Source organism: Thalassobacter stenotrophicus (genome assembly GCF_001458315.1).
In the GTDB taxonomy this organism is placed as follows: Bacteria; Pseudomonadota; Alphaproteobacteria; order Rhodobacterales; family Rhodobacteraceae; genus Thalassobacter; species Thalassobacter stenotrophicus.
This window is the reverse complement of sequence record NZ_CYRX01000033.1, coordinates 485731-502745: the sequence shown is the minus strand read 5'-3', so window position 1 is coordinate 502745 and position 17015 is coordinate 485731. Positions and strand designations below refer to the sequence as shown.

Here is a 17015-nt window from a genome sequence, read left to right as displayed (position 1 = left end):
CGCGCCCGATTGGCAAATGTGTCACGCCCATTCGGGCGCTGCGATCAATCCGCGAAGGGGTCGGTCACCAAAATGGTGTCATCACGCTCCGGCGATGTGGACAATAGCGCGACTGGGCACTGGATCAACTCTTCGACCCGGCGCACGTACTTGATCGCAGCCGCAGGCAGATCGGCCCAAGACCGCGCGCCTTCGGTCGACTCCGACCAGCCGTCCATTTCTTCGTAGATCGGCACACAGCGCGCCTGCTCATCCGCAGCGGTGGGCAGATAATCCATCCGCGTACCGTCCAGATCATAACCAACGCAGATTTTCAGCGTCTCAAACCCGTCCAGAACATCCAGCTTTGTCAACGAAATCCCGGTGACCCCGGACACGGCACAAGTCTGGCGCACAAGTGCGGCGTCGAACCAACCACAGCGACGCTTGCGCCCGGTGGTCGTGCCAAACTCATGGCCGCGCTCGCCCAAACGCTGACCATCCGCATCCTCAAGCTCCGTCGGGAACGGGCCTTCACCGACGCGCGTGGTGTAGGCCTTTACGATGCCCAAAACATAATCGACCGAGCCGGGCCCAATGCCCACACCCGTTGCCGCCTGCCCCGCGATCACGTTGGAAGACGTCACAAATGGGTACGTCCCGAAATCAATATCCAAAAGCGCGCCTTGGGCACCTTCGAACAAGATCCGTTTGCCGGCCTTGCGTTGCTCGTTGAGCACCTTCCAGACGGGTGCCGCGTAGGGCAGAATTTTACCTGCGATGTCACGCAGCGCAGCAATCAAGGCGTCGCGATCAACAGCCTCAATCCCCAAACCTTTGCGCAGCGGATCATGGTGCTGCAACGCGCGGTCCACACGGGCCACGAGCGTCGCATCATCAGCCAGATCGGCAACACGTACGGCGCGGCGGCCGACTTTATCTTCGTAGGCGGGCCCGATGCCGCGACCCGTTGTCCCGATCTTGGTGCCCTTGCTCGCGGCTTCCTCGCGGGCGCGGTCCAGTTCACCGTGGATCGGCAGGATCAGCGGCGTGTTTTCCGCAATCATCAGCGACTCAGGCGAAATCTCAACGCCTTGGGCGCGGATCGTCTCAATCTCGCGCAACAGATGCCACGGGTCGAGCACAACACCGTTGCCAATGACCGACAGCTTGCCACCGCGCACAACACCCGAAGGCAGCGCATGCAGTTTGTAGACGGTTTCGCCCACCACAAGTGTGTGGCCTGCGTTGTGACCGCCCTGAAAGCGGCAGATGATATCAGCCCGCTCGCTCAGCCAATCTACGATTTTGCCTTTGCCTTCATCGCCCCATTGGGCGCCGACCACGACGACGTTTGCCACTGCATTCGCTCCTTAATGTCCGCGCGCGGGTATAGCCAACACCGCGCAGGGGCGAAACCGAAAAACGCGACGGGCACTTTTCCAACACCTCAGCCCGCCAATCACGACTGTTCGCCCAAGCTTTGTGGACGCAAACCCTTAAGCAACCTTGAATACGGGCGGCAATTTCCACACGGGCCGCCGCGTCGCACCCGAACACCGTCTGAACCCCGCCGAATATTATTCATAATTATTTACAATATCTTGCCAACCGCATCGTAAAACTATGCCCCGGCAACCGTCCTGCGACATTCTGTCAGAATCTTCTGGACGAGCACACGTCTTGGTTGTAGCGTCATGTTACGAACGGACGGGGGGTCTTGTCGGGATTAAACGCTTGCGGCGCGGCGTCGCAGCACATACATACCCCGCCAACTGACCACGATTGGACCGCCGATGGAAAATGTCATCCTCGTCATTCACCTGATCCTAGCCTTGTGCTTGATCGGTATCGTTCTTTTGCAACGATCCGAAGGCGGCGGCCTTGGTATGGGCGGCGGTGGCGGCGGTGCAATGACCGGTCGCCAAGCTGCAAACGCGATGACCAAGCTGACATGGATTTTTGCAGCAGCGTTTCTGACGACATCTGTGGCACTGACGATCTTGGCGGCACAAAACTCTGCTAACTCGTCGGTCATCGACCAACTCGGCGTCCCGGCCCCGGCAGCACCTGCGGTGCCTGCACTGCCCGGTGGCGGCGCGCTTTTGCCGCCTGCCACGACGGACGCTCCGCTTACGCCACCCCGCGCCGACTAAAGTACGCGGACCAGACCACCACACTAACGAAGGGCCACGTCACCTGTGGCCTAGGCTAACTTGGGCCAAGCTAACGAGGACCAAGCTAACTAGGGATCGTCTCTGCGTGCTTAAAATGCGCAGGATATGGTATGCTTTGTTGCGCTTACCCCCCGACTCAGCCTAAACTCATCTCCCGTGAAGAAGGCAGCGCGCTCGCGTCCCTCCGGGCAATACACGAGCGCACACAGACTTGCGGGAGCCCCCATGGCACGGTTCATTTTCATTACCGGCGGCGTTGTGTCGTCGCTCGGAAAGGGTTTGGCATCCGCCGCCCTTGGGTCACTTCTGCAGGCGCGGGGCTTTTCGGTCCGGTTGCGCAAGCTGGATCCCTATCTCAACGTTGATCCCGGCACGATGAGCCCGTTTGAACACGGCGAAGTGTTCGTGACAGACGACGGCGCCGAGACCGACTTGGATCTTGGCCACTATGAGCGGTTCACGGGCGTCGCGGCGCGCCGCACCGATTCTGTGTCCTCCGGGCGGATCTATTCCAACGTGTTGGAAAAAGAGCGGCGCGGCGACTATCTGGGCAAAACCATCCAAGTGATTCCCCACGTCACGAATGAAATCAAAGATTTCATCTCAATCGGTGAGGATGAGGTCGATTTCATGCTCTGTGAGATCGGCGGCACCGTGGGCGACATCGAAGGTCTGCCTTTCTTCGAAGCGATCCGCCAGTTTTCGCAGGACAAGCCGCGCGGTCAGTGCCTATTCATGCACCTGACCTTGCTGCCGTTCATCAAAGCCTCCGGTGAGCTCAAGACCAAACCGACCCAACACTCCGTGAAAGAGCTGCGGTCCATTGGCCTCGCACCCGATATCCTTGTGTGCCGAGGTGAGGGGCAAATCCCCGCCAAAGAGCGCGAGAAGCTGGCGCTGTTCTGTAACGTGCGCCCCGATAGCGTGATTGCAGCACCCGACTTGAAATCCATCTATGAAGCCCCCCTCGCCTATCACCGCGAAGGGTTGGACCAAGCGGTTCTGGATGCCTTCCAGATCAGCCCCGCCCCCAAGCCGGACCTGAGCCGCTGGGAAGACGTCTACGACCGTATCTGGAACGTAGACGGCGAAGTGCGCGTGGGCATCGTGGGTAAATACACCCAGCTGGAAGACGCCTACAAATCCATTGCCGAGGCGCTGACCCACGGCGGCATGGCCAACCGGGTCAAGGTCAAGGTCGAGTGGGTCGATGCAGAACTGTTCGACCGCGAAGACGCGGCGCCGCATCTGGAACGCTTCCACGCAATCCTTGTGCCCGGCGGCTTTGGTGAGCGCGGGACCGAGGGCAAGATCAAGGCGGCGCAATTCGCCCGCGAGCGCAAAGTGCCCTACTTGGGTATTTGCCTTGGCATGCAGATGGCGGTGATCGAGGCTGCGCGAAATCTGGCCAAGCTGGACGACGCGGGCTCAGAAGAATTCGACCATGAAGCGGGTAAGAAACGCTTTACCCCTGTGGTCTATCACCTGAAAGAGTGGGTCCAAGGCAACCACAAGGTTGAGCGCAAAGTCGGCGACGACAAGGGCGGCACCATGCGCCTTGGCGCCTATGATGCGGCCCTGACCAAGGGGTCGAAGGTAGCGGAAGTCTATGGCACCACCAAGATCGAAGAGCGCCATCGCCACCGCTATGAAGTCGACACGACCTACCGTGAGCAGCTGGAAGCCCATGGGCTAACGTTCTCGGGGATGTCGCCAGATGGCCGTTTGCCCGAGATTGTTGAGGTGAAAGATCACCCTTGGTTCATCGGTGTGCAGTTCCACCCCGAGCTGAAATCAAAGCCCTTTGCACCGCATCCGCTGTTCAAAGACTTCATCCGCGCGGCCAAAGAAAACTCTCGTTTGGTATAGGGTCTGGCTGTTTTTTCTAACGAAAAAACGGGGCCTCCGGCGGGGATATTTGTGAACCAAAGAGGGGCGCGGTCGTGCTGAGCTATCAACACAGTTACCACGCGGGCAATTTGGCAGACGTGCATAAGCACGCTCTGCTTGCCTGTGCGTTGGAGTATATGACGGCGAAGGATAAGCCGCTCACGTATTTTGAGACGCATGCGGGACGTGGCGCCTATGACCTAACGAGTGAAGCTGCAGTTAAGACAGGTGAAGCGGCGCAGGGGATTTTGCGGCTGGCGGAGGCGTTTCCGCCCGAGCATCCCTATAGTGCTGTGCGAAAGCGCATTGCGCGGGTTTATGGGGAAGCGATCTATCCAGGCTCGCCCCTGATTGCGACGCATTTCCTGCGGCCCGGGGATCAGGCGCATTTGGCCGAGTTGCACCCTCAGGAATTTGCCGCGCTAGAAGATCTAAATTTCGACGATGCGCATAAGCTGTTTCACGGTGACGGCATTGCCATGGCGCTGGCCCGAACACCGCCCACGCCTCGGCGCGGGTTGATGTTGATTGACCCCAGCTATGAGGTCAAAGCCGAGTATGACGCCTTGCCGCGCCAAATTGCGCAACTCCATGCCAAATGGAATGTGGGCGTGATCGCGCTGTGGTATCCGATCCTTGTGGATGGGCGGCATCAGCCGATGGTGCGCGGCTTGCGCGAAGCGGTGCCTGAGATCACGATACACGAGGTTCGATTTAAGCCCGCGCGGCCCGATCATGGGATGGTCGGCTCAGGCATGGCACTGATCAACCCACCCTATGGGTTACAGACCGAACTGGCCCGCCTAGATAGGCTTTTCAAGCCGCTGTAAGCCGCTTGACTTCGGCTGCCCCGCGCCGTTCCATCCCCGCCGAACAGCGAGGAGAATTGTCCAATGACCGACACACCCAAAGGCTACTGGATTGCCCATGGCCGCGTGGACGACCCTGAGAAATATGACCTCTATCGGGCCGCCAACGCAGCCCCGCTTGCAGAGTTTGGAGGCGTGTTTCGGGTGCGTGGCGGGACCCAAGAGGTGATGGAGGGCGATGCCAAGCCCCGGACGGTTGTCATCGAATTTCCCAGCTTGCAGGCGGCACGGGATTGCTATGCATCACCGGGGTATCAGGCCGCCCTTCAGCTGCGTCTTGGCATCGCCGAAAGCGATCTGGTGATTGTTGAGGGCTACTTGGGCTAAGCCATCTGGTGCCCGGCAAGCTAGGGTACGGGCACCAACACGACCTCAAGGCTAACGTGCATGACCACATCCAGCTCGCCCGCCGCGACGGGCACATCGGCCGCCATGGCCCGCATGCTGAGACCCTCGGCCATCGGGCGCGGCCCGGCAGTGGCTTCGCGGATACTGCGGACATCACCCACCATCATGCCGGACGCCTCGGCGTAGAGCCGCGCCTTGGCCATCGCATCATCAAAGGCCGCAACCCGCGCGCCGTCCTGCATGGGGCGTGGGTCGGTCAACGCGAACCGCACGCCTTGGAACCCGTTCGCACCGTCCGAAATCACCGCATCCAGCACGGCGCCAAAACGGTCCAAATCGCGGATGCGAACCTCAAACCCCGTTGCCGCCTCATAGCCGACGATGCGCGGGGCCTGACCGTCTGCGGGGCGCGTCCAGCGCGGGTTAAGTTGCAGCGCGCTGGTTTGAACGTCGCGTTCGGCCACGCCCTGCGTCTCAAGTGCGGCCAAAACTGCGCGGGCGGCCGCCGCCATTTCCGCCGTCACGCCCGCAGCCGTAGCCCCCTCGCGCGACACCCGCAGCGAGATTACGGCCATATCTGGCGCGGCGGTCATCCGCCCTTCGCCCGTGACCTGTAGCAGCGTTTCGGCCCGGACCGGCGCGACAAACGCGGCAGCCATAGCCACGACCAAGGCGGCTGCAACACTCAATATATTCAATCTCATAGCTTTCCTCTCTCGGTTCGGATCGGCGGAACTCCGCCCGAAATACCAATCTTTGCCCCCGGCGGCCCGCCTATTTTGCCCCAGCTGTCATTTCGCAAGTCTTTCGCTCATGCCTATCCTAGGGTAAAATTAACCAAAGCGCGCGTACCCTTCATAAGGTACGGCGCAAACCCGCCGCGCGTCTGGACCCAATCCGATATGCAACCGACCTCTGCACTGGCCTTTTCCTATCAGGATATCACGCTTTTTGCGCGGCGGCCGGGCAATCGTTGGTTGTCGCTGGGCGTGGTCAAGCTGAGCGATCCGGACCTGCAAGGCGCACTTTCGGACCTACGCGGTGAGGCCATTGCCGACAGCGGTGCCGCGTTTACGACGCTGCTGATCTTGCCCCAAGATCAGGTGCTGTACACGGACGTCACCGTCAGCACAGACGCTGCCGCACGCGCCGAAATCGCGGAGCAGTTAGAGGGACTTACCCCCTATTCCGTTGCGGATTTGGTGTTTGATTGGTCCGGCAGTGGCACAGTGCGCAGGGTCGCAGCCGTCGCGCGTGACACCCTGCGGGAGGCCGAGGGTTTCGCTGTTGAGCATGGGTTTAACCCCGTCGCGCTCTCGGCCCATGTGCCAGCGGGGAAGTTCGATGGCCAACCGAACTTTGGCCCCTGTGCCGGCGCAAATGAGCTGCTTGGCGGCGCAGTTCTGGAGCCTGAAACAGGCCCGTTCCGCATCACCAAAGCGCCGCTGCCCCCAGCCGCAAAACCGAGCGCACCGCCCGAAACCACAGCCACATTCACCTCGCAGCGCGTGAACCCGGACGCGGTGGCAGCGCGTCTGAGCCAGCTTGCCACGCGCGTACCGCCGCCCCCGGATGACACGCCACTGCCCGGCGCCGACCTCAGCCTGCCGGTGCCGCCGCCTGCGCGAAACCGCCTCGGGATCTGGCTGACCTTGGGGCTTTTGGCGGCTTTCCTGATCGTGGGCGCGATTGCATTGGTCACGGCCCGGCCCGGCCCTCAGGCGGTTGAAGATGACACGGCCTACAACCTCCTACCGGAAACAAACACGCCCGAGGGCGGCAGCTTTACGGACCTCGCCCTCGCCCCCCTGCCCGACGAATTGGCCCCCGAGCCTGAGCCCTCCGAAACCAACGGTTTTGAACCCGCGACCCTTCCGAGCGAGGATGACGTCATCGCGCAGGAGCAAGAGGCCGAAGCCCCGATGCCCCTGCCCACTCCGCTTCAAATCGTCGAAATTTACGCGGCCTCGGGCGTGTGGATCGGAACGCCGGATGCGCCCGAACCCGCCCCCGAGGATGTCCTGCTGAGCCTTTATCAGACCACGTTGGACGACCCAATCGCCCACGCGGATGCTGTGGCCCTGCCGAAATCGAGCGACCAGATAGAGCCGACATTGCCGCGCAGATACCTGCCGCCGCCCCCGCCTGGCTCGACCTTTACTGTCGACGCGCGCGGTCTTGTGGCACCCACCGCCGAGGGCATCGTGACGCCAGATGGGGTCAGGGTCATCGCCGGTGCACCCCCGGTTGAGGTTTTGCCGCCCCCCCGGCCCACGTCGCCCGACACGCCCAGCCCAGACGCCGACGCCGCCCCCGAGGCCGCCCAGCGCGCATTTCTGGCCAAGATCCAGCCCACGCCCCGCCCCGCCAATTCCGCCGATGCTGTGGAGCGGTCGGAAAACAACGGCCTCACCTTGGCCGAATTGCGCCGCCCAGAACCCACGCCGCGGCCCAAAAGCCTTCAGGTCCAAGCGGAGGAGGAAGCGCGGCTTTCGGCCTCCGTTGCCGCAGCCGCCGCACAAGCCGCCCAGCAAGCCTCGCTCGCGAGCCCCGGTTCCGCCACTGGCGGGCAGCGCGCGACAAACCCCGGCGCCATCGCACGCACAGGCACCACCCCAGAGCCGCCCCTACGGACCACGCCGCAAAGCGATAGCCCACTGGCCATCGCACGATCCGCCGCGCCGCGCACCCGCCCCGCAGATGCGGATCAACGCGTTGCGGCCATCGCCCAGCGCGCCACGGCGCAGGCCACAAACACCGCCTCCGTGGCCGCTGTTGCACCGCGCCCACAGGCTCCGACCACCACGCGCACCCTGCCCACGGGCAGCTCAGTTGCGCGCGCGGCCACGCAGGCCAACGCAATTTCCCTGCGCGCCGTCAGTTTGATCGGGGTGTTTGGAAAGCCCTCGTCGCCCAAGGCCCTCGTGCGTTTGCGCAATGGGCGCACGGTAAGGGTCGGCGTAGGGGACCGTGTCGACAGTGGCCGCGTGACCTCCATCGCGCCGGGGCGCCTGACCTACCGCAAAGGCAGCCGCGATCTGGTGCTTGAGATGCCCCGGATTTAAGTCCCGCCTACAGCAGCCACATGGCCGCAAGACCCAAAAACGCAAAGAACCCAACGACATCTGTCACCGTTGTCACAAACGCGCCCGAGGCCAGCGCGGGGTCAATCCCGGCCTTTTCCAGCAAGACCGGCACGCCGACGCCCGCCAAACCCGCCACCAACAGGTTCACCACCATCGCGACGCCAATCACAGCCCCCAGCATGGGTGAGCCGAACCAGATCACCCCAACAATCCCCATGATCACGGCAAAGGCCAAGCCGTTCACCAGCCCCACCAAGACCTCACGCCGGATCACGCGCCAAACGTTGGCCCCGGTCAAATCCTTGGTCGCCAGCGCGCGCACCGCCACGGTCAGCGCCTGCGTGCCGGCATTTCCGCCCATGGACGCAACAATCGGCATCAACACCGCAAGGGCCACGATCTGCGCGATCACATCCTCGAACTGCGCAATCACCAACGATGCCAGCACGCTGGTCACAAGGTTCACGAACAGCCAAGGAAAGCGCCGCCTGACCGTCGCCGCGACCTTATCAGCCAAGGACCCTTCGGCATCCACACCCGCCAGCCGCAGGATGTCTTCCTCATGCTCTTCGTCCAACACATTCATCGCGTCATCGATGGTGATGACCCCGACCAGCCGCTCATCCTCATCCACAACTGGGGCGGAAATCAGGTGGTATTGGTTGAACGCATAGGCCACGTCGCCCTCGTCCTGCGTGACATCAAAGGTGCGAAAACTTTCCTCTGTGATGGCAGACAACGCCACGGAACGCGGATGCGCCAACATCTTGCCCAGCGTCACATAGGCTGTGGGGCGCAGCTTGGGGTCCACAAGAATCAGATGGTAAAACTGCTCCGGCAGGTCGTCGCTGGCGCGCAGGTAATCAATCGCCTCGCCCACGGTCCAATGCTCAGGCGCCATCACGACCTCGCGCTGCATCAAACGCCCGGCGGAATACTCCGGATAGGACAGCGCGCGCTCAACAGCGACGCGGTCGGCATCCTCCAAGGCGTCCAGAATCGCCTCAGCCTGTTCCTCATCCTCAAGGTTCTCGATGAAGTCCACGACGTCATCGGTTTCCAGCTCAGCCACCGCTTCCGCCACTTGGGCCGAAGGCAAGGTCGCCACGATCTCTTCGCGCACACTTTCGTCAAGTTCGCTCAGAACATCGGCGTCCAGATCATCGCCCAAAAGCCCAAAGAACCGCGCCCGCTCACCACGGCCAATCTGCTCAAGGATATCAGCAATGTCCGCCGGGTGCAGCGGCTCCAACAGGGCCTTTAGCCCGGCCTCATCCTGCGCCTCAAGTGCCGCACGCACCAAGCCCAAACGCTGGGCATACAGCGCCGCTTCATTTTCGGGGGGGTCGATGACCTCAGGCTGATCCATGGCACACCTTTCACTTGTCCCTTACCTACCGCGCGACTGGGTCAAGTCCAACCGGGATTTACGCTCCTCCACGCGGCAGATAGGCTACGGCGTATGACACATCTCCTCCTCGGCCAAACCCTGACACTGCCCAGCGACCCGTTCCAAACGGGCCCCGAAAGCGCGCACCATGAACGCCGCGGCGCCGTGGCGATTGCGCAGGGCAAAATCACAGCCGTGGGCCCGGCAGACGATATCCGCGCCGCCCATCCCGACGCGCCCGTGACGGACTACGGCACGGGCCTGATCGTGCCGGGGTTCATCGACGCGCACGTCCACTACCCCCAAACCGCGATCATCGCGTCATGGGGCAAGCGGCTGATCGACTGGCTCAACACCTACACCTTCCCCGAGGAATCGCGCTTCGCAGATGCGGCCTATGCCTCCGACGTGGCGGGTCGCTACATGGACCTCGCACTGGCGCACGGCACGACGACCATGTGCAGCTACGCCACGATCCATCCCACGTCGGTTGATGCGTTTTTTGCCGCCGCCCAATCGCGCGGCCTCCGGGCGCTGGCGGGCAAAACCTGCATGGATCGCAACGCGCCCGACACCCTGCGGGACACGGCCCAATCCGCTTATGATGACAGTAAGTCCCTACTTACCAATTGGCATAACCAAGACCGCCTGTCCTACGTCATTACACCCCGGTTCTCTCCGACCTCAACGCCGGACCAACTCTCGGCCCTCGGCGCGCTTTGGGCCGAACACCCTGACTGCCTGATGCAAACGCATCTGTCCGAACAAGTCGACGAAATCGCATGGGTCCAAGAGCTGTTCCCAACCGCGCGCGACTACCTCGATACCTACGAATCCCACGGCCTTCTGGGCACCGGCGGTGTCTACGGCCACGCTATCCACCTAACGGACCGCGAAATCGCGCGGCTGGCTGAGGTGGACGCCGCCATGGTGCACTGCCCCACGTCCAACACGTTCATCGGCTCAGGGCTGTTCAATATGGCCCACGCCCAAACGCACCGGGTTGGCCTCGCAACCGACACGGGCGGCGGGTCCAACTTTTCGATGCTGCGCACAATGGCCGCCGCCTATGAGGTCGCGCAACTGCGGGGCCAAGCGCTCCACCCCGCGCACCTAATGTGGCTGGCCACAGGTGGCAGCGCCCGCGCCCTCCGGCTAGAGGATAAAATCGGCACCCTTGCCCCGGGATATGAGGCCGATCTGGTCGTCCTAGACCTCGCCTCGACCCCAGCAATCGCGCAGGCCACCACCCGCGCCGAGGATATATGGCAGGCCCTGTTTCCTACCATCATGATGGGCGACGACCGCGCCGTAACCGCCACCTACATCAACGGACACCTGCATACGGCCGCGTAGCGCCGCCGCCTCCTTTGTTCCCCAAATACTCATCTTATGCGGCGCACGCCGCGTACGCCCAAAGGGGCGTCCAAGCGATCCCGCCCAAACGCCCCTCCACTAGCAGATCACAAACCGGCTAGTGCGCCGCTTTGATGAACGTGCCGTTGCGCAGTTCGCGCATGGCCTGCATCAGCTCTTCTTGTGTGTTCATCACAATCGGGCCGTGCCACGCGACAGGCTCTTCAATCGGCGCACCCGAGATCAACAGGAACCGCACGCCCTCAGGGCCCGCCTGCACCGTTACCTCATCGCCCGTGCCAAACCGGATCAGGGTGCGATCGCCCGAAAGGTCCCGAATGTTGACCTCTTCACCCATCACTTCCTTCTCTAGCAAAACACCCTCAGGCTTGCTGGCATCCGCAAAGGCCGCAGCCCCTTCGAACACATAGGCAAAGGCCCGGCGGTAGGTATCAATCCGGAACGTCTTTTTGACGCCCGCAGGCACATACACGTCCAGATACTGCGGGTCCGCCGCAATACCGTCGACCGGCCCGCGCTTGCCCCAGAACTCACCCACGATGACCTTCACCTGCGTGCCATCATCGTCGATGACCACCGGGATATCGGCGGCCGTGACATCCTGGTAGCGGGGCGCGGTCATCTTTTGGCTGCTGGGCAGGTTGCCCCACAACTGAAAGCCATGCATTTGCCCGCGCGCGTTTCCGTGGGGCATTTCTTGGTGCAAAATGCCCGAGCCTGCGGTCATCCACTGCACATCGCCTGCACCCAAGGTGCCGACATTGCCAAGGCTATCGCCATGCTCAACCGTGCCGTTCAACACATAGGTGATCGTCTCGATCCCCCGGTGTGGGTGCCACGGAAAGCCTTTCTCAAAATGCGCAGGAATGTCGTTGCGAAAATCGTCAAACAACAGGAACGGATCCATCTCGCTTGGATCTTGAAAGCCAAAGGCGCGGTGAAGGTGAACCCCTGCCCCTTCCATCGTGGGTTGGGCTTGGCGGGTTTGGGTGACGGGACGTACAGACATGAGATAACTCCTTGCTATCGGTTGCCCCCAAAATAACCATCCCACGCCCCGGCAAAAGAGGGCGAAACTCCACGGAGTCTGTGCATATTTGCAAAGTGTCGCTCAGTGGCGCGCACAGGGATCCGAATCGCTGAACCTTTCCCAAAACAATGAAAGGGATGGCCATGAAAATCGGCTTTATTGGACTGGGCAATGTGGGGGCCAAACTGGCGGGGTCGCTTTTGCGCAACGATCAGGATGTGACCGTCCTCGATCTGGATGCAGAGAAGGTCCGCGACTTTACCCAACGAGGCGCCAAGTCCGCCGCGACCCCGGCTGAGCTGATGGGGGCCTGCGACGTGGTCATCACCTGCCTGCCTTCACCCACGATTTGCGCCCAAACCGTTGAAGGTCCCGATGGCCTGCTAAACGCGGTGAGCGAGGGCAAAATCTGGCTAGAGATGTCCACCACCGACGCCACCGAGGTCACGCGCCTTGCGGCCAAAGTCACCGCCGCGGGCGGTGCCGCCGTGGATTGCCCCGTTTCGGGCGGCTGCCACCGGGCGGACACGGGCAATATCTCGATCTTTGCAGGCACGGACCGCGCGACGTTTGAGCGGGTCTTGCCGCTGCTCACGATCCTTGGACGCCGTGTTTTGCACACCGGCGATGTGGGCACGGCCTCCCAGCTGAAGGTGGTCACCAACTACCTCGCGACCGTTAACCTTGTGTCCTGCGCCGAGGCCTTGGTGACCTGCAAAGCCGCAGGCCTTGATCTGGCCACCGCCTATGAAGCCATCGCGATCTCCTCGGGAACGTCCTTTGTGCACGAAACCGAAAGCCAAGTGATCCTGAACGGGTCGCGCGATATCTCGTTTACGATGGATTTGGTGGCCAAGGACATTGGCCTGTTCCAATCCATCGCTGACGCCCATGACGTGCCGCTCGAAATCTCACCGCTGGTGAACCAGATCTTTGCCGATGGGATCGAGCGGTTTGGTCCGCGTGAATTGTCGCCCAACATCATCAAACGCCTAGAAGAGGCCACGGGCCTTGACGTGACTGCCCCCGGTTTTCCCGCCGAAATGCACGATGATGAGCCTGAGGAACGCGGCGGCGAGGTTCATGTGCGTCGCTAGTTGTGCATTGCCCGCCATCCGTGCAGAAGGGGGCTATGAACACCACACCAGAGACCCTGTTTGAGATCCAAGCCTCCGAACCGCGCCGCATTTTTGGCAGCGTGGTTTTGGGGCTTTTGGGCACGCTTTTGATCTATACCGCGCTAGCGACCCCGCCGCGCGATTTCATATTCCTGCTGCTGTTGTTTGTCGTGGGGATCGTATCATTGGTGGCGGCGGTGCGCGGCTGGCGCGCTGGGGCCCGCCGGATCGTGCTGCGCTCGGATGGGTTGTTTGATGATCTGGGCGCGCCGATTGCGCCCTTGGATGAGATCGCTTCGGTCGACCGGTCATTGTTTGCGGTGAAGCCAGCGCGCGGCTTTTTGGTCCGGCTGCGGGACCCGGCCCCACGGGCGTGGCAACCCGGCATGTGGTGGCGGGTGCGCCGCCATGTCGGCATTGGCGGGGTGACCAACGGATCGCAAACCAAGATCGTCGCAGACGCGCTTTCGATGATGGTGGCGGACCGGGACAAAGCGCCTGAGACCCTGACCGACGAATAGGTCAGCGCGGCTGACTGAATGTTGTGCACGCGCAACAATAGGTCAGCATATATTACTGAAAAGTAACGATAAATTAACGACTTCCGCAAGTCGTTAACCACCAGATATGGGGTGGTGACGGTGGATGATGTGGCTCTTCCCGTTTGGCAGGCTAAACGGCGCTGCTCGACTGGACGCGCGATACGCAGGAAGCCTTGACCCCGAGGCGAGGGCGACGCAGGCTTTGACCCAACGATGAAGAGCGGCCTTTTGCGCAAAATGGGGGACGGATGAGCGTACGGGATGAGCAGACAGATGTTCTGGTGATTGGCGGCGGAACCGCCGGATTTGGGGCCGCGATTGCCGCTGGGCGACAGGGCCTGCGCGTGACGTTATTGGAGGCCACGACCAAAATTGGCGGCGTGATGGCGTTTTGCCCCGGTATGCCGTGGGGCGGCGGGTATCCGCAGGATCAGATCATCGGCGGTTTGATCGAAGAACTGACGGAACGGTTGGCCAAAATGGAGCCACCTGCGGCGGTAAAGCGGCCCTGTACGCTCGAAAACTTTGGGCCCGAAATCATCTATGACCACGATATCGCGACCCTCACGATGTTTGAGATGTTGGAAGAGGCCGGTGTCCGCGTCCGACTGGGGGCCATGGCACTGGAGCCGGACATGGACGGCGATACCATCGCGCGCGTGTCGTGTTGCGACCGAAACGGAGCGTTCACGGTTACGCCCAAAATGGTCATCGACTGTTCGGGCGACGGGGATATTTCGGCCAAGGCGGGCGTGCCCTATGCCTTGGGTGACGCGTCTGGCAACATGATGGCCGTGACGATTTCGTTCCACATGGTGGGTGTGGATTGGGACGCGGCATTCGCCGACCCCGATCCCTATTTTGAGACCTATGCTGCGCGCGGCATCGCGGAGGGGCGCCTGCACCCGGACCTTGCGAAACTATACCTGATGCGTGGATTTCACGAGGGATCGGTGTTTTGCAATTCGGTCCATGTGCGGGGTGTGGATGGCACAGACCCCGTCGCTGTGGGGCAAGCCACGCAGGAGGGGCGCAGGCGGTGCTATCAGCTTGCCCAATTGTTGCGCCGCGATGTGCCGGGATTTGAAGGCGCGCATATGGCGATGCTGTCGCCGACCGTGGGCGTGCGAGAAACCCGCAAGTTAGAGGGCGTTTACCGTGTCACGGGCGCAGATCTAGCGCGGGCGACCAAGTTCGCCGATGGGATCGTGGCCTGTGACAACCCGATTGACGATGTGATGCGCTCGGACGGGGATATGACCCATGACGCCGCGATTGAGGCGGGCAATTACTATACCATTCCGTTCCGCGCCTTGATCCCTTCAAAGGTAACCAACCTTTTGTTTGCAGGGCGTATTTTGTCGGCAGACCCGGTGGCATTCGCCTCAGTCCGGGGAATGCCGCAGTGCATGGCGATGGGTCAGGCGACGGGCGTGGCCAGCACGCTTGCGTTGCGCGCGGGCGTGCCGGTGCAATTAGTGGACACTGACGTCTTGGTTGCGGAATTGGCGGACCAAGGGGTGAACCGATTGGCCGTGCCCTGCCGCGCGCCAGAGGTGGCCTAGTCCTACAGGCATCCCGGCCCCTCGCGTAGAGGCCGAGATTATTGGGTTACAGCCCCTTGGCCGTATAGCTTTGCGCGACCTTGTCGATCGCCACAAGGAACCCCGCTGTGCGCAGATCCGTGACGCCATCACGGCTATGCCACACCTCCCGCATGGATTGGTAGGCAGTGCGCATCGTATCATCGAGGCCAGAGCGGACCAGTTCCAATTCATCGGCGCCTTTCAGGTACTTATCCTTAAACCCCGGCGACAGTTTCCAGTCGACACCGCCCGAGGTGGACAACCTTTCCAACTCATCGATGACGAGCTGGTGGCGGGCCTCTTCTTGGCGGCGCTGCATCCGGCCAAACCGAATGTGGCTCAGGTTTTTGACCCACTCAAAGTAGCTGACCGTGACACCGCCCGCGTTGGCATAGAGGTCGGGAATGATCACGCAGCCCTTTTCGACGAGGATATCGTTGGCAGCTGCGGTGATCGGGCCATTTGCAGCCTCAATGATCAGGGGGGCTTTGATATAGCTTGCGTTCTTAAGGTTGATGACACCCTCCAGCGCGGCGGGGATCAGGATATCGCAATCGGCCTCTAGCACGACTGCCCCGTGTTCCACGAACTCGGCCCCCACAAAGCCTTTGACGCCGCCGGTTTCGAGAATGTGGGCGCGCACGGCCTCAACATCTAGGCCCGTTTCTGAGACCAATGCGCCGTCACGCTCAATCACGCCGGTGATGATCGCGCCGTCCTCAACCTGTAGGAAATGCGCCGCGTGATAGCCCACGTTGCCCAAGCCCTGCACGATCACGCGCTTGCCTTCAAGCGAGCCGGTCAGGCCAGCCTTGGCCATATCCTCGGGGTGGCGGAAGAATTCGCGCAGGCCGTATTGCACGCCGCGGCCTGTGGCCTCAACCCTGCCCTGGATGCCGCCCGCGTTCAACGGTTTGCCCGTCACACAGGCGCGCGCGTTGATGTCGGTGGTGTTCATCCGGGCGTATTGATCCGCGATCCACGCCATCTCACGCTGGCTGGTGCCCATGTCGGGGGCAGGCACGTTTTGGGACGGATTGATCAGGTCGCGCTTGATCAGTTCATAGGCGAAACGGCGGGTGATCTGCTCCATCTCATGGGCGTCCCATTTGCGTGGATCGACGCACAGACCGCCCTTGGAGCCACCAAACGGCGCCTCAACCAGTGCGCATTTGAAGGTCATCAAAGCGGCGAGCGCCTCAACCTCTTGTTGGTCCACGGCGAGCGCGTAGCGGATGCCGCCTTTGACCGGTTCCATGTGTTCCGAATGGACCGAGCGGTACCCGGTAAACGTCTCGACCTGCCCGCGCAGGCGCACGCCAAAGCGCACGGTATAGGTCGCGTTACACACCCGAATTTTCTGTTCCAAGCCCGGAGGGAGATCCATCAGTGCCACAGCACGATCAAACATAAGGTTAACGGATTCTCGAAATCCCGGCTCGTTGGCCCCTGCTGGTCCCGTCATAGTCCCCTCCCTTGCAACCTATGGTATGTTAATTATTGAGACTAAACCCATAAGGTTTACGCAAAGTAAAGCCTCCGTTGAATCAGCGCTCTGCGCGACAGACCTTGCGAACGAGGCTTTGTTGTTTCTGATTTAAGGAAAATGCCGCGAAAGCGCCC

14 protein-coding genes are annotated in these 17015 nt (G+C 61.7%); 9 read left to right on the top strand and 5 right to left on the bottom strand.

Annotation, left to right across the window (positions count from 1 at the left end):
* Positions 1–44: 44 nt before the first annotated feature.
* Positions 45–1340 (bottom strand): adenylosuccinate synthase, encoded by a 1296-nt coding sequence (locus THS5294_RS16940; protein ID WP_038004767.1) that lies wholly within the window; start codon positions 1338–1340, stop codon positions 45–47.
* 435 nt (positions 1341–1775) lie between these two features.
* Between THS5294_RS16940 and secG the strand changes: the two genes are divergently transcribed.
* The 4 genes from secG (at position 1776) to THS5294_RS16920 (ending at position 5242) form a co-directional block, all read left to right on the top strand.
* On the top strand, positions 1776–2135 hold the full coding sequence (gene secG / locus THS5294_RS16935; protein ID WP_058124648.1) for a preprotein translocase subunit SecG: 360 nt from the start codon (positions 1776–1778) through the stop codon (positions 2133–2135).
* A gap of 246 nt (positions 2136–2381) precedes the next feature.
* Positions 2382–4025, top strand: coding sequence for a CTP synthase (gene pyrG, locus THS5294_RS16930; protein WP_038004765.1), 1644 nt, complete (start codon positions 2382–2384; stop codon positions 4023–4025).
* Positions 4026–4099: 74 nt separating this feature from the next.
* On the top strand, positions 4100–4876 hold the full coding sequence (locus THS5294_RS16925) for a 23S rRNA (adenine(2030)-N(6))-methyltransferase RlmJ (protein WP_058124647.1): 777 nt from the start codon (positions 4100–4102) through the stop codon (positions 4874–4876).
* 63 nt (positions 4877–4939) lie between these two features.
* On the top strand, positions 4940–5242 hold the full coding sequence (locus tag THS5294_RS16920) for a DUF1330 domain-containing protein (protein ID WP_038004762.1): 303 nt from the start codon (positions 4940–4942) through the stop codon (positions 5240–5242).
* 20 nt (positions 5243–5262) lie between these two features.
* Here the strand turns inward: THS5294_RS16920 and THS5294_RS16915 are convergent, their stop codons facing one another.
* A complete protein-coding gene (locus THS5294_RS16915) occupies positions 5263–5967 on the bottom strand; it encodes an SIMPL domain-containing protein (protein WP_058124646.1) in 705 nt (234 codons plus the stop codon).
* Between the two features lie 198 nt (positions 5968–6165).
* On the opposite strand from THS5294_RS16915, the gene THS5294_RS16910 reads away from it, so the two are divergent.
* Complete coding sequence (locus tag THS5294_RS16910) at positions 6166–8328, top strand: hypothetical protein (protein WP_058124645.1); 2163 nt, start codon at positions 6166–6168, stop codon at positions 8326–8328.
* A 7-nt stretch (positions 8329–8335) separates the two neighbouring features.
* On the opposite strand, the gene mgtE is transcribed toward THS5294_RS16910, so the two are convergent.
* Positions 8336–9718 carry a magnesium transporter gene (mgtE, locus tag THS5294_RS16905; protein ID WP_058124644.1) on the bottom strand — a complete coding sequence of 461 codons (1383 nt, stop codon included), beginning with the start codon at positions 9716–9718 and terminating at the stop codon, positions 8336–8338.
* A gap of 93 nt (positions 9719–9811) precedes the next feature.
* Here mgtE and guaD point away from each other — a divergent pair, with 93 nt between their 5' ends.
* On the top strand, positions 9812–11095 hold the full coding sequence (gene guaD / locus THS5294_RS16900; protein ID WP_058124643.1) for a guanine deaminase: 1284 nt from the start codon (positions 9812–9814) through the stop codon (positions 11093–11095).
* Positions 11096–11213: 118 nt separating this feature from the next.
* Here the strand turns inward: guaD and THS5294_RS16895 are convergent, their stop codons facing one another.
* Entirely contained in the window at positions 11214–12125 is a 912-nt protein-coding gene (locus THS5294_RS16895) for a pirin family protein (protein WP_058124642.1), read from the bottom strand.
* Between the two features lie 164 nt (positions 12126–12289).
* Between THS5294_RS16895 and THS5294_RS16890 the strand changes: the two genes are divergently transcribed.
* The 3 genes from THS5294_RS16890 (at position 12290) to THS5294_RS16880 (ending at position 15371) form a co-directional block, all read left to right on the top strand.
* Positions 12290–13243 (top strand): NAD(P)-dependent oxidoreductase, encoded by a 954-nt coding sequence (locus tag THS5294_RS16890; protein WP_058124641.1) that lies wholly within the window; start codon positions 12290–12292, stop codon positions 13241–13243.
* A 35-nt stretch (positions 13244–13278) separates the two neighbouring features.
* Positions 13279–13785 (top strand): hypothetical protein, encoded by a 507-nt coding sequence (locus THS5294_RS16885; RefSeq protein WP_058124640.1) that lies wholly within the window; start codon positions 13279–13281, stop codon positions 13783–13785.
* 269 nt (positions 13786–14054) lie between these two features.
* On the top strand, positions 14055–15371 hold the full coding sequence (locus THS5294_RS16880; protein ID WP_058124639.1) for an FAD-dependent oxidoreductase: 1317 nt from the start codon (positions 14055–14057) through the stop codon (positions 15369–15371).
* A gap of 46 nt (positions 15372–15417) precedes the next feature.
* Here THS5294_RS16880 and THS5294_RS16875 read toward each other — a convergent pair whose 3' ends face one another.
* Positions 15418–16857, bottom strand: coding sequence for a Glu/Leu/Phe/Val family dehydrogenase (locus tag THS5294_RS16875; RefSeq protein WP_058124638.1), 1440 nt, complete (start codon positions 16855–16857; stop codon positions 15418–15420).
* Positions 16858–17015: the final 158 nt, after the last annotated feature.

Bases quoted from the DNA above. Each gene is read 5' to 3' on its own strand.
- secG (WP_058124648.1), top strand. From the start codon at position 1,776: ATGGAAAATGTCATCCTCGTCATTCACCTGATCCTAGCCTTGTGCTTG.
- pyrG (WP_038004765.1), top strand. From the start codon at position 2,382: ATGGCACGGTTCATTTTCATTACCGGCGGCGTTGTGTCGTCGCTCGGA.
- THS5294_RS16920 (WP_038004762.1), top strand. From the start codon at position 4,940: ATGACCGACACACCCAAAGGCTACTGGATTGCCCATGGCCGCGTGGAC.
- THS5294_RS16915 (WP_058124646.1), bottom strand. From the start codon at position 5,967: ATGAGATTGAATATATTGAGTGTTGCAGCCGCCTTGGTCGTGGCTATG.
- THS5294_RS16910 (WP_058124645.1), top strand. From the start codon at position 6,166: ATGCAACCGACCTCTGCACTGGCCTTTTCCTATCAGGATATCACGCTT.
- mgtE (WP_058124644.1), bottom strand. From the start codon at position 9,718: ATGGATCAGCCTGAGGTCATCGACCCCCCCGAAAATGAAGCGGCGCTG.
- guaD (WP_058124643.1), top strand. From the start codon at position 9,812: ATGACACATCTCCTCCTCGGCCAAACCCTGACACTGCCCAGCGACCCG.
- THS5294_RS16895 (WP_058124642.1), bottom strand. From the start codon at position 12,125: ATGTCTGTACGTCCCGTCACCCAAACCCGCCAAGCCCAACCCACGATG.
- THS5294_RS16890 (WP_058124641.1), top strand. From the start codon at position 12,290: ATGAAAATCGGCTTTATTGGACTGGGCAATGTGGGGGCCAAACTGGCG.
- THS5294_RS16885 (WP_058124640.1), top strand. From the start codon at position 13,279: ATGAACACCACACCAGAGACCCTGTTTGAGATCCAAGCCTCCGAACCG.
- THS5294_RS16880 (WP_058124639.1), top strand. From the start codon at position 14,055: ATGAGCGTACGGGATGAGCAGACAGATGTTCTGGTGATTGGCGGCGGA.
- THS5294_RS16875 (WP_058124638.1), bottom strand. From the start codon at position 16,857: ATGACGGGACCAGCAGGGGCCAACGAGCCGGGATTTCGAGAATCCGTT.